The following is a 23,240-nucleotide window of genomic DNA, read 5'->3' as shown; positions in this document are numbered from 1 at the left end:
CTTATCGGCTCGTCACCACCGGCAACTCCACATACGACGCATCCTCTCCGGCGTGATGAATGGTGTTCTTCGCGATCACCGGCTCGCTCTCGCTTTCGTTCGCGCCGCCCGTGTTGAGATTCCGAACGAACTTCGGGAAGTTGGAAGAGGTGACTTCGACCCGGATGCGATGTCCCTTTTCGAAACGAATGCTCGTGGCCATCGGCGTGGGGCGGATCTCGTAGATCTTGCCCGTCGTCATCGGCTCCGGCTTGTCGAAGCCATTGCGATAGCGCGCACGGAAGATCGTGTCACCGATGATGTACGCCGTGCCATCGGCCGCTACGTCGACCAGCTTCACCGCGAAATCCGTGTCCTTGGCGCTCGATGAGACCTTCAGCACCGCATCGACGAATCCCGTGACTTCCATGGGCTCGCTCAGCGGCTCGCTGCTGTACACGAGCACATCGGCCCGCGACTCGACGGCACGCTGATCGAACGCGCCGGGGATGACGATGCCGCCGTTACAACAATCGCCACCGCCGACGGTCTGCACCGGATTCAACGGATCGTAAGAGAACTGATCGGGCTTCTCGTTGGCAGGCGGCGCCGTGAGCTCCAACCGGCCATCGCCATACAAGCTGTTGGCACCGCCACCGCTGCGCAGATACATGCGAACGGTCTTCGCTGGCTTCGGCGGCCATTGCGGCGAGGACTTCCACGCGTTCTCGCCCATGGTGAAGTACTGAACATGAGGCGTCGACGGCGCGAATGCTTTCTTGTCGCCCTTCAGCCAACGGTCGAACCAGGCGAAGATGGTGCCGTCCACGTCGAAGCGCGCATCTCCCATCGAGCGCTCGCCGACTTCAGTGTCGGAGCTGAGCTTGGCGTATTGGCAGTGAGCCACCGGTGCGACGACGGCATATTGGTTGGCGCTCGCTTCCGCGTCGGTGTTCGCGTTGCGCGCGTGATTGAACAGCTCGAGGTTCGGCCCGATCGACACGTCGTACCAGCTGTTGAACCACAGCGCCGGCACACCCCAGCCCATGTCATCGTGATAGAGCCCGCCCGCGCGCCAGGCCGGATCGGCCGGGCTGCGCTTGATGAGCTCTTCGAACGTGCCGGGCGGCTCGCCGAGATCGGTCAGCATCGTGTCGACGGGCAGATGTTTGATCTGCTTGGTCCACACCACGTCGGGTTTCTTCGCGTCCAGGTCGTTGTACTGAGAGATGCGGGAGCGGATCTTCGGATCGAGTTCGGCAGGCAGCTGCGCACGTAACGGATTATCGACGTGATACAGCCACACGAAAAACAGATTGCGAGGCACGCCGCCGGTGTACCAGTTGCCCTGTTCCTGGAATCGGCCGACCTTGCCAATGCCTGCGCCCGCGGACATGGGCACCATCGCGGCATGAGCGGGATGATTCTGAGCGGCCAGTGCGAGCTGCCACTCGGCCGATGAAGAACAGCCAAGCGTGCCAACCTTGCCATTCGACCACGGCTGCTTGGCGATCCAGCTCAGCGCGTCGTAGCCGTCGGTTTGCGGGTAGCCGAGGATTTGATATTTGCCTTCGGAGAAGTAGCGGCCGCGCTCGTTCTGGATGACGAACGCGTAACCTTGCTTGACGGCAGCGAGCGCGTAACGGAGCGAAGCGCCGCGCATGCCCAGTTCGCTATAAGGTGTCTTCCACAGGATGGTGGGGAGCGCGCCCTTGGCGTCTTTCGGGCGGAACACATTGGTTGCGAGCCCGACGCCGTCGCGCATCGGCACGAGCACGGCGCGCTCGTCGGCGGCGCTCTCTTTCAGCTCGCTCTTCAGCGATTCTTCGCTGTACTTCGAGTAGTCCACCCGGTTCGACGGCGCGGGAGTACTGGCCAGCACCGCGGCCGGCAGGCTGGCACACAACAACGAGAGCAGGGCACGCTTCGACATCTTGAGCGGTTCTCGCAATGAAGTCCTCAGTGGAAAAATGCTATCCAATGCGACCCGGGTTCTCAAATCCAATCGACCGCACGGCGCGGCCTCGGCCGCCGGGATCACGCCGGTCAACACGATTTGCTACCGTTCAAGCGCTGCCGCGACCGTTCACCCCGCCATCTCGTTCGCCGGCCGCCGATGGTTTAGCTTGGTGAGCGAATGAGACAGTCCATCACCCCAATCGACACCACGCGCGCGTACTGGACCTGCCAGCTCATCGGCTGGGGACTCTATGGCGCGAGCCAGGTCTCCAACGCCATCGCCACGCTGCCGGTGCCGTTCGAGCGCATCGTGCTGGAAATTGCGCTGTTGAACGTGGCCGCCGTCGGCCTCACGCAGTTGCTCCGAAAATTCATGCTACGCCGGGGCTGGAAGAAATTGAGCCTGCGCCAGCTGTTGCCGCGGAGTGTGGTGGCGAGCGTGCTGCTGGGATTGCTGATGGGATCGGTGATGCATTTCATGGCGGTCGCGCCGCTGTGGGGATTGGAAACCATCCACGACAAGGAGGCCCTCGAATCGCTGCCGGCCTTCATCGTGGCCATGGATCCGTTGACGCTCCGGACCGTCAACTGGAGCCTGATCTTTTTTATCTGGATTGCCTTGTACATGGGCATTACCTCGGTGCGCGACCGGCATTCGGCCGAGTTGCGTCAGTCCCAGCTGAGCCAGGCGCTGCAGTCCGCCGAGCTGAAGTTACTCAAATCGCAGCTCAATCCGCATTTCCTGTTCAATTCGCTCAACAGCGTCCGTGCACTCATCGCCGAAGATCCTTCTCGTGCCCGAGATGCGGTTACACAGCTGGCTGGGCTGCTGCGATATACGCTGAGGTCGGATCACGATGAGCTCGTGACGCTGGAACGCGAGCTCAAAACCGTTGGGGATTACCTGGCGCTCGAGTCATTGCGCTTGGGCGACCGAATGCGCGTCGAGCTCGACATCGCGGCCGGTACGCAAGAAATACGCATTCCTGTGATGCTGTTGCAGACCGTGGTCGAGAATGCGATCAAGCATGGCATCGCGGAGCTGCCCGGTGGCGGCGTCCTGCGAATCTCTGCGACGCTCCGTGACAAGGCGTTGCACGTCGATGTGAGTAATCCGCGTCCGACGAATCCGACGCCACGCGAGCAACCGGGCTCGGGATTGTACAATGCGGCCGAGAGGTTACGATTGCTGTTCGGATCCCGCGCCACGCTCGAGCTGGACCTGTCGCAATCGGACCGGGCCATCGCACGAATCCGTGTTCCAAGTGACATCCTTGCATGAAATCGCTCATCGTCGATGACGAACCGCTGGCGCGGCGTGAGCTGCGGCGTTTGCTCGCGGATTTTCCCTGGATCGACATCGTCGGCGAAGCGGGCGATGTGAGCGAAGCCGCGGCGCGGGTCGACGCGCTGGCGCCGGAGCTGATCTTTCTGGATATCCAGATGCCGGGCGGTTCAGGGTTCGATTTGCTTGCGCGACTCGACCACGTGCCGCGAGTCATCTTCACGACCGCATACGATCATCACGCGGTACGCGCATTTGAGGTCAACGCGCTCGACTATCTGCTCAAGCCGATCGAGCCGCAGCGATTGGCAGCCGCACTCACCAAGGCACGATCGGCCCCGGAGGAGCGTGCGGTCGATGTGCCGCCGGCCGACGTTCTCGAGCGGCTGTTCGTGCGCGATGGCGATCGTTGCTGGTTCGTGCCGTTGCGTGAAGTGAGCATGTTGATGGCGGAAGGGAATTACGTCCGTCTGTTCTGGGGACAGGAGCGTCCGTTGCTTGGGCGACCGCTGCACAGCCTGGAGCAACGGCTCGATCCGAAACGCTTCTTTCGCGCCAACCGGAAGCAGATCATCAATGTCGACTTCATCGAGAACGTCGAGCTCGGCATTGGCGGGCAGCTGCACGTCAAGTTACGGGGCGGCTCCGAGGTCGATATTTCCCGCCGCCAGGCCCGACTGTTCCGCCTGCAGATGAGCGTGTAGACCACTCAGCCGGCCGATCGGACCGTTCGACACGAAATCGACCGACCGGCCGGCGACCGCCGTAGATTCTCGGCCAAATGGACCTTGCTGGAGAATGTATGCGTCTTGCCAGGATTCTCGCTGTCGCACTTTGTAGCTTGGGCTCGTTGAGCGCGGCGCTTGCTGACGATTCGGCCCCCGCTGCCAACGCAGAGCCTGCAGTTGTATCGACACCCGCGCTCACGCGCGCCGATGTCGAGACCTGGCTCGACGGCTTTCTGGACTATGAGCTGCAGCGAGGCGACATCGCCGGAGGCGTCGTCGTCATCGTGAAGGACGGCGAAGTTCTGCTGCAGAAGGGCTATGGCTACGACGATGTGGAAAAGCGTCGGGCCGTCGATCCCGAGCGCACCCTGTTCAGAGCCGGCTCGGTCAGCAAGCTGTTCACGGCCACGGCGGTGATGCAGCTGGTCGAGCAGGGCAAGCTCGATCTTGACGCGCCTATCGATCAATACATCGACTTCAAGATCCCGGCAGCCTTTGGCAAGCCGGTGACGATGCGCAATCTCATCACTCACACAGCTGGGTTCGATGAGTCGGTGCGCGAGCTCATGCATTCCGATCCGACGAAGTTCGGCACCCTCGAGTCGTTAGTGAAGATCCCGGGCCGGACGCGCATGTTTCCACCAGGCGAAGTGCCGTCCTATTGCAACTATTGCGTGGCGCTCGCGGGCTACATCATCGAGCGAGTTTCCGGTGAAACGTTCGACGATTATCTCGATCGTCACATCTTTGCGCCGCTGGGCATGCAGCACTCAACGTTCCGGCAGCCGCTGCCCGAAAAGTTTCAGGCGGACCTGTCGAAGGGATATCACCAGGCATCGGCGCCGCCCTTGTATTTCGAGCTGGTGGGCCCCGCGCCGGCCGGCAGTCTCAGTGCGACCGGCGCCGATATGGCGCGCTTCATGAACGCGCATCTGCATATGGAGCAGCAGGGAGGTTTGCTGAAGCCGGAGACCGCACATCTCATGCATACCTCGGTGTTCGAAGCGACCCCGCCGGTGAACGGGGTGGCACTAGGGTTCTTCGAAGCAAACCGCAATGGTCAGAGGATCATCGAGCACGGCGGCGACACGCAGGTGTTCCACAGTCAGATGATTCTGTTCATGGACCAGGGCGTCGGCCTGTTCATGTCGTTCAACAGCACGGGCAAGGAAGGCGCTGTGGGCGGCATTCGTACCGCGCTGTTCGAGCAGTTCACCGATCGATATTTTCCCGCGCCCGTGCCGGATGAGCCGACGGCGTCGACGGCGGTCGAGCACAGCCGGCTCGTGGCCGGTCGATATGAGAGCTCGCGTCGCTCGGCGAAAGCGTTCTTCGTGGCCGTGGGAATGCTCGGCCAATTCGAGGTCACTGCGAACGCGGACGGCACGTTGGTGATCCCACCGCTCACGGGGCTGAACGGTCAGCCCAAAGTCTGGCGCGAGGTGGGGCCGTTCGTGTGGCGCGAGGTCGGTGGCAAGGAGCGCCTCGCTGCGAAGATCGAGGACGGTAAAGTACGATTCCTGGGTCACGACGCGTCGAGCGGTATCCAGGTTTTCATGCCGGTGCCGGCCGGCATGTCCGGCCGATGGATGATTCCAGTCGTGCTTCTGTCTGCGGTGAGTCTGTTGCTGACAGTTATTGTATGGCCGGTCGCCGCGTTGATCCGACGCCGTCATGGAGTGACGCTGGAAATGACCCAACGGCAGACGTTCGCGCGTCGGTTGGTCATCGCAGCGGCCGTCGTCAACCTGGTGTTCCTGATTGGCTGGGCGATGTTGATCCAGTCGGGCCTGGCGAATCTCGCGCTGTTCGATGGCCGGATGGATCACTGGTTCTTCGTGCTCCATCTGCTCGGTTTCGTTGGGCTGATCGGCGTGGGTGTCGCGCTCTGGAATGCGTGGATCTCACTTCAGAGCGGTCGCGGCTGGTGGAGCAAATCGTGGAGCGTCGTGCTCGCGGCGTCCTGTGTCGCGATCACGTGGGTGGCGTTCACCCTGAATCTGATCAAACTCAATCTCTACTACTAATCATGCGAATGCTCATCGTCGCCGCGGTCGCTGCGCTATGCGCAGGGTGTGTGTCCGCTCCAAAAGAGGTTCGAGAACAGGCCAGCAGCGAGCTGGCCTGCGATGCCACGCAGGTCAAGGTCAAGCAGACCGTGCGCCATTATCTCGGCGCATACGCGTTGGAGGCCGAGGGATGCGGACGGAAACTGATCTATGAGTGCGAGCAGGCATACGTGCTGATGATTCGGGTGGGCACGCTCTCGTGTCACAAGCGTGGTTGACGATTCTCTATATAGGGATAAGATGTCCTGATAAGGATTGTTTTCGCCCATTCCTAAAAATTGCGTTGGGGATCGGAATGCGTGCAGCTACTTTTATATTGATGACGACGGCGCTGTTTTCGCGGGCGCTGTTCGCGGCGGCCGCCGGCGATGTCTCATCGCAGCCGCCGGCGCCGGAGCCTCAAGTCACATCCGCCGAAGTGCCGAACTCCGATGTCAGGCCGCTGACGCGTGAGGATGCCGAAGCTTGGCTGGATGGCTTTATGCCATATGCGCTGGCCACGGGTGACGTGGCGGGTGCGGTCGTCGTCGTCGTCAAAGATGGCACGACTCTTCTGCAAAAGGGTTACGGCTACGCCGACGTTGCGACCCGCAAGCCCGTCGATCCAGCCACCACGCTGTTTCGTCCCGGTTCGATCTCCAAGCTCACGACCTGGACCGCGGTGATGCAACTGGTCGAGCAGGGCAAGCTCGACCTGGACGCCGACGTGAACGGCTATCTCGATTTCAAGATTCCGGCCCGTGACGGTGAGCCGATCACGTTACGGAACATCATGACTCACACGCCCGGGTTCGAAGAGCGGATCAAAGATCTGATCGTCGCCGAGGGCACGCCGTTCGATCCGCTGGATGTGTATCTCAAGGAGTGGGTGCCGGCCCGGATCTTCGCGCCGGGCACGACGCCGGCCTATTCGAACTATGCGACGTCGCTGGCGGGTTATATCGTCGCTCGCGTCTCCGGTCTCTCCTATGATGACTACGTCGACCAGCGCATTCTTCAGCCGCTGGGCATGGAATATTCGACGTTCCGTCAGCCGCTGCCCGACCGTTTGAAGCCATTCATGTCGAGCGGCTATGCGCTGGCTTCGGACGGGAAGGCCAAGCCATACGAGATCGTGGCGGCGGCACCGGCCGGCAGTCAGGCCTCCTCGGGCGCGGACATGGCGCGATTCATGATCGCTCATCTGCAGAAGGGCGCGTTCGGCGAAGGCCGTATTCTCAAGGCCGAAACCGCCGAACAGATGCACACCACCGCGCTCACGGTACTGCCGCGTGTCGATCGCATGATGCTCGGCTTCTACGAGCAGAACCGTAACGGCCGGCGCATCATTTCACATGCCGGCGATTCGGCGTGGTTTCATTCCGATCTGTTCCTGTTCCTCGACGACAACGTCGGTCTGTTCATTTCCTTGAACAGCGCGGGCAAGGAGGGCGCGGCCGGCAAGATCCGCAAGGCTGTGTTCGAGCAGTTTACCGATCGCTATCTGCCGGGCCCGACGTTCGACGGCAAGGTCGATCCGCAAGTGGCGGCTGAGCATGCGCGCATGATGACCGGCCTGTACCAGGTCTCGCGTCGCATGGAAACAAACTTCCTGCGGGTGCTCGGACTGCTCAGCCCCACGAAAGTATTTGCGAACGACGACGGCACGATCAGCGTCTCGATGGCTATGAACGCCGCGGGCCAGCCGATCAAGTGGCGTGAAGTCGAGCCCTTCGTGTGGCGCGATGTCGACGGTGAAAGCTTCCTGTCCGCCGAAGCGAAGGACGGACGGATCACGCGCCTCGCGTTCGAATGGGTGTCGCCGTTCATGGTGTTCGAGCCCATGCCGGCCTCGATCTCCCCGAGCTGGCTCATGCCCGCGGCGTTTGCTGGGTTGATCGCGCTCCTTCTCACAACACTTGCTTGGCCGATCTCTGCGCTGACGCGCCGGCACTATGGCGTGACCTACGCGCTGACGGGCCGTGACGCGACGGCGCATCGCTGGATACGCATCGCGTCGACCGCGGTCATCGCGCTGCTCATCCTCTGGGGCGTGGTGGTCTCTCTCATCTTGGGCGAGAGCGTCACATCTTCCACGTCCGATGTCCTGTTGATGATTGTCCAGTTGCTGTCCTTGATTGTTTTCTTCGGGGCCGCCGCAATTGGTGTTTGGAACGCGAGCGTCGTCGTGCGCGGCGCTCGTAAGTGGTATGCGAAGACCTGGGCGGTGGTGCTGGCCCTCGCGGTGCTGGTCATGCTCTGGATCGGTCTGGCGTTCCATCTCATTGCCTTCGACGTGAACTACTAACAACGATTTCTGCTCGGGTGATGAGGATGTCGATGATGAATCCAGTGCGAGTGGCCTTGCGTGCGGCGATTGCGACGACGGTGTTCGTGTTCGCATCGGCTCACGCCGCGCCGCCGAGCGATCTCGATCGTTACGCGAAGCGAGTGTTCGACACGTTCGAGACGCCGGGCCTGGCAATCGCGATTTCCGAGCGCGGCAAGCCGCCAGTCATTCGCACGTACGGTGTGCGGCGTCTGGGCGAGGCTGCCAAAATCGACGAACAGACCATGTTCTCGATGGGCTCGACGACCAAGGCATTCACCAGCGCCGTGCTGGCGATGCTGGTCGATGAAGGCAAGCTGTCCTGGGACAGCAAAGTCGTGGATCTGCTGCCGGGCTTCCGAATGTACGACGCGTACACGAGCAGCGAGATGACGGTGCGGGATCTGCTCGTCCATCGCAGCGGGTTGGGCCTCGGCGCGGGCGATCTGCTGTTCGTGCCGGAGACCACTCTGACTCGTAAGCAGATCGTCGAGAAGCTGCGCTATATCAAGCCTGCGACGAGCTTTCGTAGCAGCTATGCCTACGACAATCTGCTGTACGTGGTGGCCGGCCAGCTGATCGAAGAGATCTGTAAAGACAGCTGGGAGAATGTCGTTCGCAAGCGCATCCTCGCCCCGCTGCAGATGGACCATACGATCACTTCGTCAACGACGCCTCCCGGGGCGAACAAAGGTTGGCCTCACGCGCGTGCCACGACTGAACTGCGGGGTGCTGGGCCGATGGTGCCGCTGCCGGGCCAAATGAGTTTCGACAATTCCGCACCGGCCGGATCGTTGAATGCCAGCATCGCGGACGTTGCACGTTGGCTTGAATTGCAGCTCGGTCGGGGGCTCGATCCTCGCACCAATGCGCGCCTGTTCAGTGAAGCGCAGTCAAAAGAGATGTGGACTGGCCAGACGCTCATCCCCATCGCCAAGAACCCCGAACCCCTCAAGCTCGCACAAGCGAACTTCCGCGCTTACGCGTTGGGATGGGGGTACAGCGATTATCGAGGCCAGCCGATCATTGCGCACACCGGCGGTGTGCTGGGCAGCGTCGCGTTGGTCGTGATCGTTCCGGGCAAGGACGTCGCGTTCGCGATCCTGACCAACTCAGAAGAGCTGGGCGCGCTCTCGGCCCTGCAGTATCGATTGCTGGATCATTATCTCGGTCTGTCGAGCCCCGACTGGATCGGTGCAATCTCCGGCGTGATGAAGTCGAAGATCGCGCAGGGGCAGGAAGTGCTGGCGGCCGCAGCAGCCACGCCGGAGCAGAGTGGCAAGGGGCCCTCGCTGCCATTGGAAAAGTATGCGGGTCGTTATCGCGACGATTGGTATGGACACGCCACCATCGAGAAGGGCGCGGACGGGCTCTCGATCCGCTTCGAGCACTCAGCGGCGCTCACCGGCAAGCTCGAGCATGTCCGCTACGACACGTTCCGCACTCGCTGGATCGATCCGAAGATGGCGGAGGATGCCTACGTGACGTTCACTCTGCAGCCCGACGGCTCGATCGGCACGATGACCCTGAAGGCCATCTCGCCGCTCGCCGACTTCAGCTTCGATTACCACGATCTGTTGTTCAAGCCGGTGCCCAGCGCTCACTGAGCACCGGCTGGGCAGCTACTTGGGGGCCGCCGGTTGCAGATGTTTGCGAAGGAATTCGACGCTGCGCCGGCTGGCATCGACGGCGCTGGCGCGAGTCCATTCCGAAACGACATGGCCCTGTCCGGCGTAGAGCGCGAGCTGCACCGGCTTGTCCAGTCGACGAAGCGCAGTAAACATTCGTCGTGATTCCTCGCTGGGCACGCGCGTGTCGGCTTCGCCGCTGAGTAGCAGCAGCGGTGTGTAGATGCGGTCGGCGCGATAGTAGGGTGAGTTCTCGATGTATCGGGTGAGCCCGGCCCAGGGATGCACGCCCATGCGACCCTGGCTGTGCTCCGACCAGGTGATATTGATCGAACTGCTGTTGTTATCGATGCGACCGTAGCTGCCGGCGATATCGAAGACGCCGTTCACGGGGATGGCCGCACGAAACAAGTTGGTCTGGCTGGCGATCAAGGCCGTGCTATAGCCGCCGTACGATTGTCCGCTCAGCGCCACGCGCTCGATGTCGATGTAGCCTAGCTCGCTCGCGCGGTAAACCTGCGGCAGCAGCGAATCCACCATCTGTTTGGAAACATCGTTCTGCGCTTTCTCGGGGCCAAGCTTGACGTTCGCCATCAGGACCGCGAAGCCCCGGCTCGTATAAACGAGGCTTGGAATGGTGTTGCCGGCGCCGCCACCGAACGACTCGATCCGATTCGACAGATCGCCACCGGGATAGATCATCACAATGGCCGGCAAGCGGTCGCCGCGCTTGGCACCGGGCGGCAGCAAGACGGTGCTGCGGACGGTTTCCAGGGCGCCGAGGTAGCCGGGCATGACTGTTTGGAAGGTTTCCGCGGCGCCGATTTTGAATGCATCCATGCGCGGGTCGGTAACGATCGCGCGCTCCCGCGTGAACTTCGGCGAGAAGACGGAGATGTTTTCGGCGGTCTGCAGATCCTCATATACGCTGAACAGCGACTTGTGATCGTGCGTGGCGATGAAGTTGTTGCCGAAGTCGGCATGACCTTGCCACAGGATTTCCTGGCGGCCGGTCGCGATATCGGCGCGCACGACCTCGCGTCGACCGCTCGTCTTGTCGCGTTGCTGATAGGTGATACAGCACGCGTCCGGTTGCCAGGCGGTGCGCTGATCCGCGAGCAGCAGTGAGATGAAATCAGCCGTCGACGCGATTGCGTGTCGCCGCGACGTTCTGCCATCGAGCGAGATCACAACCAGACCGCGAGGAGTCACATCGGGCCGGTCGCTCTTATCGGCGTGAACGGGATCCACACCGACGACCAAGCGACCGTCGCGCGTGAAGGAATAAGTGGACGATTCAATCCGGCCGAGCTCGGGCGCCAGGCGTTGCGGCTCGCTGGGGCCCGCGCCCGACAAGTCGACCAGATAGATGCCGCCGTCGTTCCAGTAAACCAGGCGATCCGCGCTCGGATGCCAGGTGTAATGGAAGCGTGCGCTCGTCGGCCACAGCTCCCGCAGTCCGGACGCGATGGTCTGGCGCGTGCCGTCGACCAGCGATACCGCCACGAGGCTCTTTTCAAATCCCGCCGCCGAGTCTTTCTGGGTCGGTGCGGACAAATACGTCAGCCATCGACCTGAGGCGGAGACTTGCTGCCACACCGGTGTGGGCTCCGCATCGGCGGGAACGAGGGTGCGGGCGTTGCCGCTGGCGACGTCGACTTCGAGGATCGAGTATTTCGACGGTGCCCACGAGATGGGAGCGCCGGCCTGCTGAGGTTCGCCTTCACCACCGGCGCTGAACACAGTGATCGCCGCGCTCTTGGTCGCCGCCGGCTCGGTGGCGACGGCCGGGGAGGTGAGATACAGCTTACGATCGTCCGCCGACCAGGAGGGAGCGCCGCCGAGCACGCCACCGACCAGAATGTTTCCTAGTTGTTTGCAGGTGCTGCCGTCGAACAGCCACAAGCCTGGTTGGCCGCCGGCGTCCGAGTAGAACGCGAGCTTGCTGTCATCGTGCGACCAGGCGCCGGCCCAGCTGTTTGCCGAGAGGTTGCACAAGGCGCGAGAAGTCAGTTTGCCAGTGCGCTCCTGTCTTTCGGCCAGTTGAATGCTCGCGCCCAGGTAATACCCCGGCGTCGCGTGCGGATCGTACTTCTGTTCGCCAGGCAGGCTCGACGGCTTGCGCTGGAGGGTATAGGCCAGGCGGCGATCGTCGCTGGTGAGTCGGAGCGTGTCGTACCCCGGAATCTGGATGGGATCGAACGCCAGCTCATAATCGAACTCAGAATTTTGGGCGGCCGCGGCCAGCACTGGCAGCAGCATGGCCGCCAACGCGAACTTGCGCATGATCGACTCCTAGAAGCTTTGCTTGACGGTGAGGTAGTAGGTGGCGAGGCGGGGATCGCCGAGCCAGCTGTAGAACTGATAGCCGTTGACCGTGTCGTACGGCGGCTTGCTGTTGAACACGTTGCGCACGCCGGCCTGGATTTCCAGGCCGCCGAGCAGCTCGGTCAGCAGGCCTGCGTGGGCCGCGTCGTCGAAACGATATTTGGCGAACACATCGTGATAGATCTGACGGTCGACGCGGCCGCCATCGCCTTGATTGACGAACACGATGGCGCTGCTGGCGGCGGCGGGATTGGCGACGTAGTACGAGCCGATATAGCGCGACGTCCAGCCGGCATTCCAATTTCCCGCGCCCCAGGTGAGGCCGAAATTGCCTTTGAACTTGACTGGAATCGACAAGGAGAACGCCGCGACACCGGCGAGCTCCGAGACCGGCAGCGACTGTGCGAGCCGCGTGTCATAGGTCGGTTGATAAGTCGCGAACGCAAACATTCCGAACTGACCGAAGCGGCTGCGCGGCAGCTCGTAGCTCATCTGCAAATCGAACGCTTCGAGCTTGGCCCACGCCGAGTTGATGGTCGTGGAATCGATCACGGTGATCGGGCCCGCCCAGCCAGCGGGGTCGGTGGGTAGGTTCGGGCCGCGCGTCACGCGGCCGGGGAAATAAGCCTCGTTGTCGATGATCTGCTGATCGCTCAACGTGGCGATGTTGTCTTCCTTTTCGATGCTGGTGTAATCGAGCGAAACGCGCAGCCCGGCGAGCGCGCGTGGCGTCCAGATCAAGCCCGCCGACCAACTGATGGAAGATTCGGGTTGCAGATTGGGATTGCCGCCGGAGATCGCCGTCCACGGCCCGGGCGCGCCGGTGTAGCCTCGTCGCGGATCGATATACGCGCCATTGGCAATGGACTGTCGCGGGGCGGTCAGCTGATTGATCTCTGGTGGAATGAAGCCCGTGCCCCAACTCGCACGCAGCGCCAACGATTCGATGGGCTGGAAGTGCAATGCCACCAGCGGATTCACGTCGTCCGCGTCGTTGCTGATATAGATCGCCGGTCCGGGAGGATTCGGCGGGTTGTAACTCACATAGTTGGCGTTCCGGCTGCGATATCGATCCCAGCGCGCCGCGAGCTGCAATTCCAGCACTGAGAGCAGCGGCACGCGCAGCTCCATGTAAGCGCTGTCGATCTTCTGCGTGCGCTCCGGGAAGTGCGCGCCAATCGTTCTGTTTCTCACCAACTGATCGCCGCTGCCGTAATTCACATCCTGCTGTTCGAGCAGGAAGGACAGTTGCGGCGCGCCGGCCTTGAATCCAAATCCGAGCGGACCGCTCATGCGTAGCGCCGGGTTGCGAGTGGTCGAGGTGACGGGAACGCCAACCGTCGCCGGGCCTTCGATGTAACCGGTCAAATCGTCGCCGTTAGCATCGGCGTCGCGCAGCAGGTCGAGGCCGCCATCGGCCAGCGCGGCGTTGACGCGCGCGTTGACCCAGAGGCCGGTTTGATAGCTCAGTTTGGCTCGGGTAAAGGTGTAGTCCGCCGACATCGTCCATTGCCCCGGCAATTTCACGATCAGGCCGGCCCCGAGGCGGTCGTACTCGCTTTCCATCCAATCGGTGGTATTGAACTGGCTGGTTGCGCCGACCACCGTGATGGATTGCTGAAAGGGATTGTTCGGCGCATCGGCGGCGAGTGTGCCGTAATAGGCGGCGGAACCAGGCCCTCGGCTGGTGTTCTCCGAATGCGATGCTTCGAAAAAGCCATGCAGGCGTTGCGTGAATTCGTGACGAACCGTGCCGCTGATGGCTTTCACACTCGGGGTGGGCCCGAAGCTGCCATTGCCAGCGTTGAAGTTCGCGGCGCCGCTCAGATCCAGGTTGTATTGGCCGGCATTGGCCACCAGCGCGTGACCGCCGTCCGATGCAACGCCTGCATAACCGACCGGCGCACTGGTGAATGTGGCATTCAACGGTGTGCCATCGTCGAGCACGAGGTTCGTGCCGTTCGCGCTTCGCACGTTGGCCGCGGCGCCGGACACTGGAAAGGTCAGCGACGATTGCCAATTCGGATTGTTTGCGACGATGCGCTCGCGACCGCGTTGAATCAGATCCCGGTCGCGCAGCTCGAGCGGATTGCTGTCGCTGTAGCTGCCCGACAGCAACACATTGGTGCGACCTTCGAAGAAGTTGAAGCCGCTGGCGATGTCGATGCGTCGGCTGGAGGAATCGCTGTCGAAGCTGTTGTCGTAAGTCGCGCTGACTTCCAGCCCTGAATAGTCGCGTCGGAGCACGACGTTTACGACGCCGCCGGTCGCCGCGCCACCATAGATCGCGGAAGCGGTCGTCGGCAGTACTTCGATGCGCTCGATGGCTGCGAGCGGAATGCCGTTGAGATCGGGCTGACCGGGCGAGAATCCGGAGGAGGTTTTCGCCGCGCGTCGGCCGTCGATGAGGATCAATGTTTGATTTTCACCGAGGCCCCGCAGGTTCACGCCGCTGACCGCGCCGGCGACGTTAGTGGTCTGCGCGCTGGTGCCGCCGGTGGCGCTCATGGTGAGTCGAGTTTTGAGAAAGTCGTTGATATCGACCGCGCCCGAGTTTTCGATGACGGCACGCTCGAAAATCACATACGGCTGCGGGTCGTCTTGTGTGCGACGGATGTCGGTGTTGAGCAGCCGCGCGCCGGTCACGAGCACTTCGGGAACGCGAAATGTTCCCTCGGAAATGTCGGAGGGATCCGCGTCGATCGTCTCATCGTCGCTGGCCTCCGCCTGCGCGACCCGAATGCGAGATGCCTTCGCTGAGTGCGTGGTCTTCTCGAGCTGGAGCAGGATCGCGCCTTGCGGTGTGGTGGCGAAGGTGAGGCCGGTGTCCTTGAGCAGGACGGCGAGCGCTTCGATGGGATTGAGTGTGCCGCGCACGCCGCTGGAATATTTCTTCGCGACGATCTCCGGCGTGAACAGAATTTCCTGCTGACTTTGCCGTGCGAATTCGCTCAACGCGGCGTTGAGCGACTGTGCGTTGATGTTGAATGCGCGTGAGGCGGCTTCTTCGGCGTGCGCAGCGCCGGCCAGCATCGCGGTGACCACCGCGGCCAATGTCTTCGATCTCAGCTTGAACATTGCGACGGACTCCCCAAGGCGTCTCTGAATCGGACGCGTTATGCGGAGTACGACGCGCGTCGCGACAGAAGCCGAACGCGGAGGCGGGCGAAGATTAGGGTGTGGCAGAGGACGAACGCCCGATCAGGGTGAGCTTCTGCTCATCGGCGTGGTCCACTGAGATCGGAAAATACATCGTGAGGGCTTCCACGAACACGGCGGGTCGGCTGGTGGAAAACGCACCGCTGATGCGCAGATCGGCGAGCGATGCGTCGCCGAGCTCGAGCTGGCGATCGCTGTAACGATTCATCTCGGCAATGGCGTCGGCCAGCCGCGTGTTGTCGAACAGCAGTTGTCCGTGTTGCCAGCTGGTCGTGCGCTCGGGATCGGCGGTGCGGATTCGATCGAGCTGCGCAGCGTCGACGGTGAGTTGTTCGCCGGCCGTGATCGTTGCCGGTGCGGATGAAACGCGCGCGACCCGTTCCACTCGGATCGTGCCTTCAACCATCGTCACTTGCATGCGTGCGCCATCGAGACGGACGTCGAATGCGGTGCCGACCGCGACCAGGCGCCGGTCGTTGGCGGTGACGACGAAGGGACGCGCAGGGTCCTTGGCGACTTCGAACAACGCCTGACCTCGTAACAAGCGCAGGCCGCGCTCGGTGGCGGAGAACGCGACTTCCACCGAGGAGCCGGTGTTGAGTGTGACCTGCGAGCCGTCTTTGAGATTGATCACCAGTCGCTCACCGACGCCGGTCACATAGGTGCCGTCGCGAGCAATACCGAACGACGCAAGCAACGCATTGGTCTGAGAGGTGAGTTGCGGCGACATGCCGAGAAGGACGGCGGCGCCGATCACCAGACACGCCACGCCAGCAGCCAGCCAACCTTGTCGAGCCGTCGTTCGTGCCGAGCGTCGGGTGATTCGCAGAGCGGTCTCATGACGCAGGGCGAGCATTTGCGAGTCGTGGGCGCTTTGCCGAGCCAGCGCCCAGGTCTTTTTCACTTGCTCATAAGCCTGGCGGTGTGCTTCGGATTCCTCGAGCCAGCGGGCCAGCGCCGCTTGCTTGTCCGCCGAGCCTGACTGTGACGTTTCATCCAGCCACCGGGCTGCACGCTCGATGAGATCGTGGTCACTCACGGGGCGACACTCCTTCGTCAGTCAACGCACGATTCAAGTGCGCGAGCGCTTTCGCCGAATGTTTCTCCACAGCGCGTACCGAGACCCCGAGCAAGCTGGCCACCTCTGCATGTTTCAATCCCTCGACACAGCGAAGGATGAAAACGTCCCGCGTCCGCTCGGGCAGTTCGCGTAGCGCGCTCGACAATCTTGCGATCGCCTCGCGCCCCAGGGCCACGCGCTCGGGAGACAAGTCGGACGGAACCAGATCCGTTGCGTCGTCCTCGCCCTCGCTGGTCTTGATGTGCCGTTCGCGAACGGACATCCGGCGATAGTGATCCTTCAGCGCATTGGAGGCGGTCTGGAATATGTAAGCATCGGGGTTCTCGACGGTGTGCGCATCCGGCCGCTGTGCGAGCCGCAGAAATACCTGCTGGACCAGATCCGGCACCTCCGGCGAATTACGGGTTCGCTTGCGAAAGAAGCTCAGCAGCGGCGCATAGTAGCGTCGCACGATTTCATCGAGCCGCTCGCGCGTGCTGGAGGCGGTGTTGGAAACGGAGGCCATCGGTTCGCCGTCGTGATGAGTCAACGATGACCCAACGACGTTGCCCAGGCAATACACCGAAAAAGAAAGTCAAAACCGGTTCGGGTTGCGCTCGGGCCTGCGTCTTACAGCTGTCACATTTGCTTCACTGTCGAACGTCGTTACAGTCAAACAAAAAAAGTTGCGGCGCACACAGCGCATCTGTACAAATCCGTACCTATAAAAAATTCAAGACTCCAGCCGGGGGGCGGGGACCGGGGCTTTGTTGGACTGGCTGAGAGATCGTTTCGAGTTCGAGCGCGATGGCGGCGGACACACCATCAGGCCTATGGAAGGTCTGCGGGGTTTCGCCGTGCTGCTGGTGTTCCTGGTTCACTACGAATCGCTGTTGGCGCCGTGGATCGCGCACGACGCGCCGCTGGTCGCGCTCGCCCATGCGCTGGAGACGATCGGTTACAACGGCGTCGATCTGTTCTTCGTGCTCAGCGGTTATCTCATTTACGGCTCGCTGCTGAGCCGTCGCCAGTCGTTCCAGAAATACTTCGCCCGGCGCCTGCGCAGGATTTATCCGGCGTTTACTGTGGTGTTCGTGATCTATCTCGCCTTGTCGATCCTGCTGCCGGCCGAGAGCAAGATCCCCGAGGACAATGCGGCGTGGTTCCTGATCGCCAACTATCTGCTGCTGCCGGACTTATGGCCGGTGCAACCGATGATCACGGTGGCGTGGTCGTTGAGTTATGAAATGTTCTGCTACCTGGCGCTGCCGCTGCTGGTGGCGCTGTTCAAGCTGCGTGACCGCTCTGTCACCTGGCGGGTGACGTTCTTTCTGTCGATCGCGGTGGCGTTCGCTGTTTACACCGCATTCAATGGCGGACCGGTTCGCTTGATCATGTTTATCTCGGGCATCGCGCTGTACGAAGCCATCAATAACAGCGAGCTGAAGATCGGCAACGGCCTGGGCGCTCACGCCTTGGTCGTCGGGTTGTTGTTCATGCTCTGGCCGATGGCGGAGCCGGTCGGCAAGTCGATCAAGGTCTCGGTGCTGTTCGTGAGCTTCTTTGTGTTCGGGCTGGCTTGCCTGCGCTCGTCGCAGGGGTGGTTGCCGATGGCCTTCTCGTGGACTCCGCTACGGTGGCTGGGGAACATGAGTTACTCGTACTACCTGTTGCATGGCCTGGTGCTCAAAGGCGGCTTCATGCTGCTGTCGAAGCTCCTGCCGCCGACGGGGGAGCAGTCGTTCCTGCATTGGGTGTTGCTGCTGCCGATGCTGGCACTCACGCTGGTGCCGTCTGCCGCGCTGTTCTTCACCATCGAGCGCCCGTTCTCCCTGGCGCCCCGTTCGAATCTGGCCGACATGCAAAGAAGCCCGGCCTGATCGCCAAGTCGCTGGCCGGGAGATTTGATCGCCTATACCCGCCGTGAATGCGGACGGCGCCATTGCAGGTTGATCCCTTGATCGCACCCCGATCCCTTCGATTGATAGCCGGCATGCTATTGCTGGCCGTGGCTCAGGCTGGCTTCGCTCAACAGCGGTCGCTGCCGACGCCGGAACAGTTCTTCGGCTATCGGATGGGGGCGGATCGGAAGCTGGCGGGATGGGAGCAACTGCACGCGTACTACCGGAAGCTCGATGCGGCGTCCGACCGCATGCAGATGGTCGAGCTCGGCAAGAGCAGCGAAGGGCGTTCGTTCGTCGCGATCTTCATTTCCTCGCCTCAGAACCTGGCAAAGCTCGAACAATTCCGCGAGCTCAATGCACGGCTGGCCGATCCACGCGGCTTGTCGGAGGCGCAGGCCCGCCAGGTCGTCGACCAGGCGCGGTCGGTGATCATTCAGTCGTTCGGGCTGCATTCCACCGAAGTCGCGTCGACGCAGACGGCGGCCGAATTCGTCTACGACAGCATCGCCCGCGAGGACGCGGAGGCGGTCAGGATTCGCGACAACGTCATCAACATCGTCATGCCTTCCATCAATCCGGACGGCACTCAGATGCTCGCTGACTGGTATTCGAAGTACGTCGGCACGAAATACGAAGGCGCGCGTCCACCCTCGCTGTATCAGCGCTACGCGGGTCACGACAACAACCGCGACGGTTTCGCGTTGAACCTGGTCGAGTCGCAGCACCTGGGCAAGCTGATGTATCGAGATTGGGTGCCGCAGGCTTACATGGATCATCACCAGCAGGGCGTGAATGGCTCGCGTCTGGTCATCCCGCCGTACGCCGAACCGATCCGGCCGGACGCCGATCCGCTGGTCTGGCGCGAGATGAGCTGGTTCGGCGGGCACATGGGCACGAAGCTGGAAGCGGCCGGCAAGACCGGCGTGATCGGCTCGGCTGTGTATTCCGGTTGGGGTCACATGGGCTTTCATTGGATCACGCCATTTCACAACATCGCCGGCATGCTGGCGGAGTCCGCCGGCGCCCGGCTGGCCACGCCCATCTACATGCATCCCGATCAATTGCGCGGCGGCGATCGAAACATGCCGACGTATGAATCGCAGGTCGCGATGCCGAGTGTGTGGCCCGGCGGCTGGTGGCGAGTGCGGGACATCGTCGAACAGCAGAAGATCGTGGCCTGGTCGATCGTGGATCTGGCGGCACGCGATCGCGAGACGCTGTTGTGGGATATGTACTTGAAGGGCGTGCGTCAGGTGGAGCGGGGCGCGAACGCGGAGGTGAAGGCCTATGTCATCGAGGCTGCCCAGCACGATCCGCTGACGGTGGAGAAGCTGGTCAATATGTTTGTTCGCTCCGGCGTCGAGGTGAAACAGGCGAAGACGTCGTTCGTCGCGGATGGCCGTGCTTATGGGGCCGGTTCGTTCGTCGTGTCGATGGCGCAACCCAAGCAGGGCCTGGTCCGCTGGATGCTCGGCCGCACGTTCTATCCGGACAACGCCTTCACACGCGACACTCAGAACAATCCTATTACGCCGTACGACATGTCGACGGACACGTTCAACGAGTTCATGGGCGTGCGCGCCGATCCGGTGGGCGTGCCGGTTACTGTCGATGCAACGACGTTGACGGCGCTGCTGACGCCTGAAGGTCAAGTCGAAACCGACGCGGGCCATGGCTATGTCCTCAGCACCAAGCTCAACGATAGTTTCCGGGCGGCGTTCCTGTTGCTGGAGAAGGGCGCGAAGGTTCAGCGCGTCGCCGACGCCCCGGGCTTCACGCCGGGTGATTTCATCGTGACGGGTGCGAGCCAGGCGCAACTGCTCGAGGTTGCGAAACGTACCGGCGTCGATTTCGTCGCGCTCAAACAGGCGCCGTCGGGTGCCTATGCCTTGCGCAAGCCGCGGATCGGTTTGTTTCAACGCTACGATGGCGGCAATGCCGACGAGGGCTGGACGCGGCTGATGTTCGAGCAGTTCGACGTGCCCTATGCCACGTTGATGGATGCGAGGCTCAAGAAGGGCGATCTCAACAGCAGTTTCGATGTGATCGTGCTGCCCTCCGACAAGGCGCAGGTTCTGCTCGGCGAAGGCACCGATGAAAAAGTCGCGGATGGCGACGAGGACCTGACCCGGCCGCCCGAGTATCGCAGCGGCTTCGGCAAGGTCGGCGCCAAGGCGCTACAGGAGTTCGTGAAGAAGGGTGGCACGCTGGTGACTTTCGGCCGCTCAGGCGAGCTGCCGGTGAGTCGCTTCAAGCTGCCGGTGCGCAATGTGATCGCCAACCTGCCGGCGAAGGAATTCTGGTCGCCCGGCTCGACGTTGCGAGTCCGCTTCGATATTCACGATCCAATTGCCTACGGCATGCCGGCGCAGGGGCTGGCGCTGCTGATGGGCGGCGAGGTCTACGAGGTCGCCGTCAACGACAAGGGCGAGGACGTGAAGATCCCGGCCACGTATCTGGACCGCGACATTTTGCAAAGCGGCTGGCTGCTGGGTGAACGGGTCATCGCCAACAAGGCCGCCGTCATGACGGTGAAATACGGCGAGGGCCGGGTCGTTCTGCTCGGCTTCCGTCCCCAGCATCGCGATCAGACCCACGGCACGTTCAAGCTGGTGTTCAACTCGCTGCTGCCGTTCTGAGCGGCTACCCACTTTTGCAGGGGTGAAGTGGATCGGGTGGGTGCGCTATCCTGCGCGCCCCCGATTCCCAGTCCTTCAACCCCGGATGCACGAACTGACCCTCGAAGGTGGCCTGCTGGTCTCCGTCCTGCAGATCATCCTCATCGACATTCTCTTGGGTGGCGACAACGCAGTGGTGATCGCGCTGGCCTGCCGGGGGTTGCCCGAACACCTGCGCAACAAGGGCATTTTCTGGGGCGTGTTCGGCGCCATCGCCCTGCGGATCGTGCTGATCTTCTTCGCCCTGAAGCTGCTGGCGCTGCCGTACGTGAAGATCGTCGGCGCGCTGCTGTTGCTATGGATCGGTATCAAGCTGCTACGGGAAGAGGGCGGCGACGATCATGACGTTCACGCCGCCGATCATCTGTTCGGCGCGATCCGCACCATCGTGGTGGCGGACGCGGTGATGAGCATCGACAATGTCATCGCGGTGGCTGCGGCCGCCAAGGGCGACATCGGACTGGTCGCGTTCGGTATCGTCATCAGCGTGCCCATCATTGTCTGGGGCAGCAAACTGGTGCTGAAGCTCATGGACCGCTTCCCCTGGGTGATCACGATCGGTGCGGGTCTGCTGGGCTGGATCGCGGGCGGCATGCTTCTGCATGACGTGGCCCTGCACTCGGTGGTGGCGGGCCTGCCGACCTGGTGGAACTACGTCGCCGGCGCGGTGGGGGCGGCGATCGTCGTGCTCGCCGGCATTCCCGGACGACGCGGTGTCAGCACCACGAAGTAGCGCGAGAGCTCCAGCTTTTCGATTGGAAACACCTCCAGCAACGAGGTGAGCGTTTCCTCGGCGGCGTCGAGCCTGAAGACGCCGCTGACCCGCAAGTCTCGCAAACTGTCGTCGCCGATCAGGACGATGCCCGGGCGATGACGATTGAGCTGCGCGATCACTTCGGATAGCGGCGTCAGTTTGCAGACGATCATGCCGCGCTCCCAGGCCAACGCATTGTTCGTATCGATGCGCTCGCTCGACAGGTGAGCGGCGGACGCGGTGGCTTGTTCGCCCGCCGTGACGACGATCGAATCGTTGCCGCGCCTGACGGCCACCCGGCCTTCGCGCACCGTCACTTGCAGTCCTTCATCGTGATGACGTACGGCATACACCGTGCCCAGCGCGGTGGCGGTCGCTGTGCCATCGTCGACGACAAAGGGGCGCGAAGGATCGTGTTCGACATCGAACAGCGCTCGGCCGCGCCGTAGTCGAATCGTGCGGCGTTGAGCGGTGTACTCGACATCGAGGGCGGTCTCGGCATCCAGCAGGAGCGTCGATCCATCCTCGAGCGTCACGCGCTCGATATCGGCGGAGGTGCGGTAGTCGGCGGTCCAGTCCTGATGTGCCGAGAGCACGCTGAGACCGATCGCCATCGCGACGCTCGCCGCCAGGGCAAGGGCGGGACGCGCACGCCACCGCGATGTGGGCTGCTGTACTGGCAGCGTCGGTCCGGCCATGCGCCAGAATCTACGTGCTCTACGAAATGCATCCTGATGCGCCGGGCTCTGCTCGCACCATTCCCGGGCGGCTTTGAAATCTTCGGGCGTCGCTTCGCGCGACGTCACCCGCACCAGCCAGGCTTCCGCCTGGATATCCAGCTCGTTGTCCGTCACGGCTCCATCCTGGAGCGCAGGAAGCGGATGGCCTGTTCGATCTGACGCGCGACCGTCCGTAACGAAATCCCCAGCTGTTCGGCGATCTCCCGATGCGACAGGCCCTCGTTACGACAGAGCTCGAAGACGCGTCGGGTCTGGTCCGGCAACTGGCTCAATCCCGATTCCAGCAGCGCATGCTGTTCCTCGCTGACCAGTTGCTCGTCCATCTCGGGACGGTCGCCGGTGAGGTCATAGACGGCCTGCAGCTCATGCTGAACGACTCCGCGACGGCTATTGCCGCGCACGTGATCGATCAGCAGATTGCGGGCGATCCGGAAGATGAGCGCACGCCAGTCGCTGACGGACTCGGCACGCGTGCGGATCAGCCGCAGGTAAGTCTCCTGCGTCAGATCGTCAGCGGTGTGTCGGCACTTCAACCGGCCCTGCAGGAAATGACGCAGCTCGCCGCGGTGCTCATTGAACACCTGCGCGAGTTGTTGCGTGCTGAGGGCGGTGGAGTCGCGCATGTTGAAATCCTGGTTGGGAAACGAGTGGCGCGGCCCGA

The 23,240-nt window shown here is 62.3% G+C and carries 16 protein-coding genes; 9 read left to right on the top strand and 7 right to left on the bottom strand.

Features of this window, described 5'->3' with window-relative positions; genetic code table 11:
- Position 1: 1 nt before the first annotated feature.
- Entirely contained in the window at positions 2 to 1,912 is a 1,911-nt protein-coding gene (locus ACFPN2_RS02480) for a CocE/NonD family hydrolase (RefSeq protein WP_380594632.1), read from the bottom strand.
- 204 nt (positions 1,913 to 2,116) lie between these two features.
- Here ACFPN2_RS02480 and ACFPN2_RS02475 point away from each other — a divergent pair, with 204 nt between their 5' ends.
- The 6 genes from ACFPN2_RS02475 to ACFPN2_RS02450 all read left to right on the top strand — a co-directional run bounded on the left by ACFPN2_RS02475 (position 2,117) and on the right by ACFPN2_RS02450 (position 9,935).
- Positions 2,117 to 3,220 (top strand): sensor histidine kinase, encoded by a 1,104-nt coding sequence (locus ACFPN2_RS02475; RefSeq protein ID WP_380594630.1) that lies wholly within the window; start codon positions 2,117 to 2,119, stop codon positions 3,218 to 3,220.
- On the top strand, positions 3,217 to 3,927 hold the full coding sequence (locus tag ACFPN2_RS02470) for a LytR/AlgR family response regulator transcription factor (RefSeq protein WP_380594628.1): 711 nt from the start codon (positions 3,217 to 3,219) through the stop codon (positions 3,925 to 3,927). The genes ACFPN2_RS02475 and ACFPN2_RS02470 overlap by 4 nt, the downstream gene beginning before the upstream one ends.
- Before the next feature lie 98 nt (positions 3,928 to 4,025).
- On the top strand, positions 4,026 to 5,978 hold the full coding sequence (locus ACFPN2_RS02465; RefSeq protein WP_380594626.1) for a serine hydrolase domain-containing protein: 1,953 nt from the start codon (positions 4,026 to 4,028) through the stop codon (positions 5,976 to 5,978).
- 50 nt (positions 5,979 to 6,028) lie between these two features.
- Positions 6,029 to 6,238, top strand: a complete 210-nt coding sequence (locus ACFPN2_RS02460) for a hypothetical protein (protein WP_380594624.1) — start codon at positions 6,029 to 6,031, stop codon at positions 6,236 to 6,238.
- A gap of 77 nt (positions 6,239 to 6,315) precedes the next feature.
- Entirely contained in the window at positions 6,316 to 8,307 is a 1,992-nt protein-coding gene (locus ACFPN2_RS02455) for a serine hydrolase domain-containing protein (RefSeq protein WP_380594622.1), read from the top strand.
- 32 nt (positions 8,308 to 8,339) lie between these two features.
- Entirely contained in the window at positions 8,340 to 9,935 is a 1,596-nt protein-coding gene (locus ACFPN2_RS02450; RefSeq protein ID WP_380594620.1) for a serine hydrolase, read from the top strand.
- A 15-nt stretch (positions 9,936 to 9,950) separates the two neighbouring features.
- On the opposite strand, the gene ACFPN2_RS02445 is transcribed toward ACFPN2_RS02450, so the two are convergent.
- The 4 genes from ACFPN2_RS02445 to ACFPN2_RS02430 form a co-directional block, all read right to left on the bottom strand.
- Positions 9,951 to 12,242, bottom strand: a complete 2,292-nt coding sequence (locus ACFPN2_RS02445) for a S9 family peptidase (protein ID WP_380594618.1) — start codon at positions 12,240 to 12,242, stop codon at positions 9,951 to 9,953.
- 9 nt (positions 12,243 to 12,251) lie between these two features.
- Complete coding sequence (locus tag ACFPN2_RS02440) at positions 12,252 to 15,362, bottom strand: TonB-dependent receptor (RefSeq protein ID WP_380594616.1); 3,111 nt, start codon at positions 15,360 to 15,362, stop codon at positions 12,252 to 12,254.
- Positions 15,363 to 15,456: 94 nt separating this feature from the next.
- Entirely contained in the window at positions 15,457 to 16,482 is a 1,026-nt protein-coding gene (locus ACFPN2_RS02435; RefSeq protein ID WP_380594614.1) for a FecR family protein, read from the bottom strand.
- The gene (locus ACFPN2_RS02430; RefSeq protein ID WP_380594612.1) at positions 16,475 to 17,029 is read right to left on the bottom strand and encodes an RNA polymerase sigma factor; all 555 of its coding nucleotides are present in this window, start codon (positions 17,027 to 17,029) and stop codon (positions 16,475 to 16,477) included. Before ACFPN2_RS02430 ends, ACFPN2_RS02435 begins: the two co-directional genes overlap by 8 nt.
- A gap of 244 nt (positions 17,030 to 17,273) precedes the next feature.
- On the opposite strand from ACFPN2_RS02430, the gene ACFPN2_RS02425 reads away from it, so the two are divergent.
- The 3 genes from ACFPN2_RS02425 to ACFPN2_RS02415 all read left to right on the top strand — a co-directional run bounded on the left by ACFPN2_RS02425 (position 17,274) and on the right by ACFPN2_RS02415 (position 21,818).
- Positions 17,274 to 18,383, top strand: a complete 1,110-nt coding sequence (locus tag ACFPN2_RS02425; RefSeq protein ID WP_380594610.1) for an acyltransferase family protein — start codon at positions 17,274 to 17,276, stop codon at positions 18,381 to 18,383.
- Positions 18,384 to 18,496: 113 nt separating this feature from the next.
- Positions 18,497 to 21,046 (top strand): M14 family metallopeptidase, encoded by a 2,550-nt coding sequence (locus tag ACFPN2_RS02420; protein WP_380594608.1) that lies wholly within the window; start codon positions 18,497 to 18,499, stop codon positions 21,044 to 21,046.
- A gap of 85 nt (positions 21,047 to 21,131) precedes the next feature.
- Complete coding sequence (locus tag ACFPN2_RS02415; RefSeq protein WP_380594606.1) at positions 21,132 to 21,818, top strand: TerC family protein; 687 nt, start codon at positions 21,132 to 21,134, stop codon at positions 21,816 to 21,818.
- Here the strand turns inward: ACFPN2_RS02415 and ACFPN2_RS02410 are convergent.
- On the bottom strand, positions 21,737 to 22,693 hold the full coding sequence (locus ACFPN2_RS02410; protein WP_380594604.1) for a FecR family protein: 957 nt from the start codon (positions 22,691 to 22,693) through the stop codon (positions 21,737 to 21,739). The genes ACFPN2_RS02415 and ACFPN2_RS02410 overlap by 82 nt on opposite strands.
- Positions 22,690 to 23,202: an RNA polymerase sigma factor gene (locus ACFPN2_RS02405; protein ID WP_380594602.1), complete on the bottom strand. Its 513-nt coding sequence runs from the start codon at positions 23,200 to 23,202 to the stop codon at positions 22,690 to 22,692. Before ACFPN2_RS02405 ends, ACFPN2_RS02410 begins: the two co-directional genes overlap by 4 nt.
- Between the last annotated feature and the right edge of the window lie 38 nt (positions 23,203 to 23,240).

This window comes from Steroidobacter flavus (assembly GCF_042651805.1).
In the GTDB taxonomy this organism is placed as follows: domain Bacteria; phylum Pseudomonadota; class Gammaproteobacteria; order Steroidobacterales; family Steroidobacteraceae; genus Steroidobacter; species Steroidobacter flavus.
The sequence above is the reverse complement of the archived record's forward strand: the minus strand, read 5'-3'. Positions and strand labels throughout refer to the sequence as shown.

Coding starts and splice junctions, on each gene's coding strand:
- ACFPN2_RS02480 (WP_380594632.1), bottom strand. CDS start 1,912: ATGTCGAAGCGTGCCCTGCTCTCGTTGTTGTGTGCCAGCCTGCCGGCC.
- ACFPN2_RS02475 (WP_380594630.1), top strand. CDS start 2,117: ATGAGACAGTCCATCACCCCAATCGACACCACGCGCGCGTACTGGACC.
- ACFPN2_RS02470 (WP_380594628.1), top strand. CDS start 3,217: ATGAAATCGCTCATCGTCGATGACGAACCGCTGGCGCGGCGTGAGCTG.
- ACFPN2_RS02465 (WP_380594626.1), top strand. CDS start 4,026: ATGCGTCTTGCCAGGATTCTCGCTGTCGCACTTTGTAGCTTGGGCTCG.
- ACFPN2_RS02455 (WP_380594622.1), top strand. CDS start 6,316: ATGCGTGCAGCTACTTTTATATTGATGACGACGGCGCTGTTTTCGCGG.
- ACFPN2_RS02450 (WP_380594620.1), top strand. CDS start 8,340: ATGATGAATCCAGTGCGAGTGGCCTTGCGTGCGGCGATTGCGACGACG.
- ACFPN2_RS02445 (WP_380594618.1), bottom strand. CDS start 12,242: ATGCGCAAGTTCGCGTTGGCGGCCATGCTGCTGCCAGTGCTGGCCGCG.
- ACFPN2_RS02440 (WP_380594616.1), bottom strand. CDS start 15,362: ATGTTCAAGCTGAGATCGAAGACATTGGCCGCGGTGGTCACCGCGATG.
- ACFPN2_RS02430 (WP_380594612.1), bottom strand. CDS start 17,029: ATGGCCTCCGTTTCCAACACCGCCTCCAGCACGCGCGAGCGGCTCGAT.
- ACFPN2_RS02420 (WP_380594608.1), top strand. CDS start 18,497: ATGCTATTGCTGGCCGTGGCTCAGGCTGGCTTCGCTCAACAGCGGTCG.
- ACFPN2_RS02415 (WP_380594606.1), top strand. CDS start 21,132: ATGCACGAACTGACCCTCGAAGGTGGCCTGCTGGTCTCCGTCCTGCAG.
- ACFPN2_RS02405 (WP_380594602.1), bottom strand. CDS start 23,202: ATGCGCGACTCCACCGCCCTCAGCACGCAACAACTCGCGCAGGTGTTC.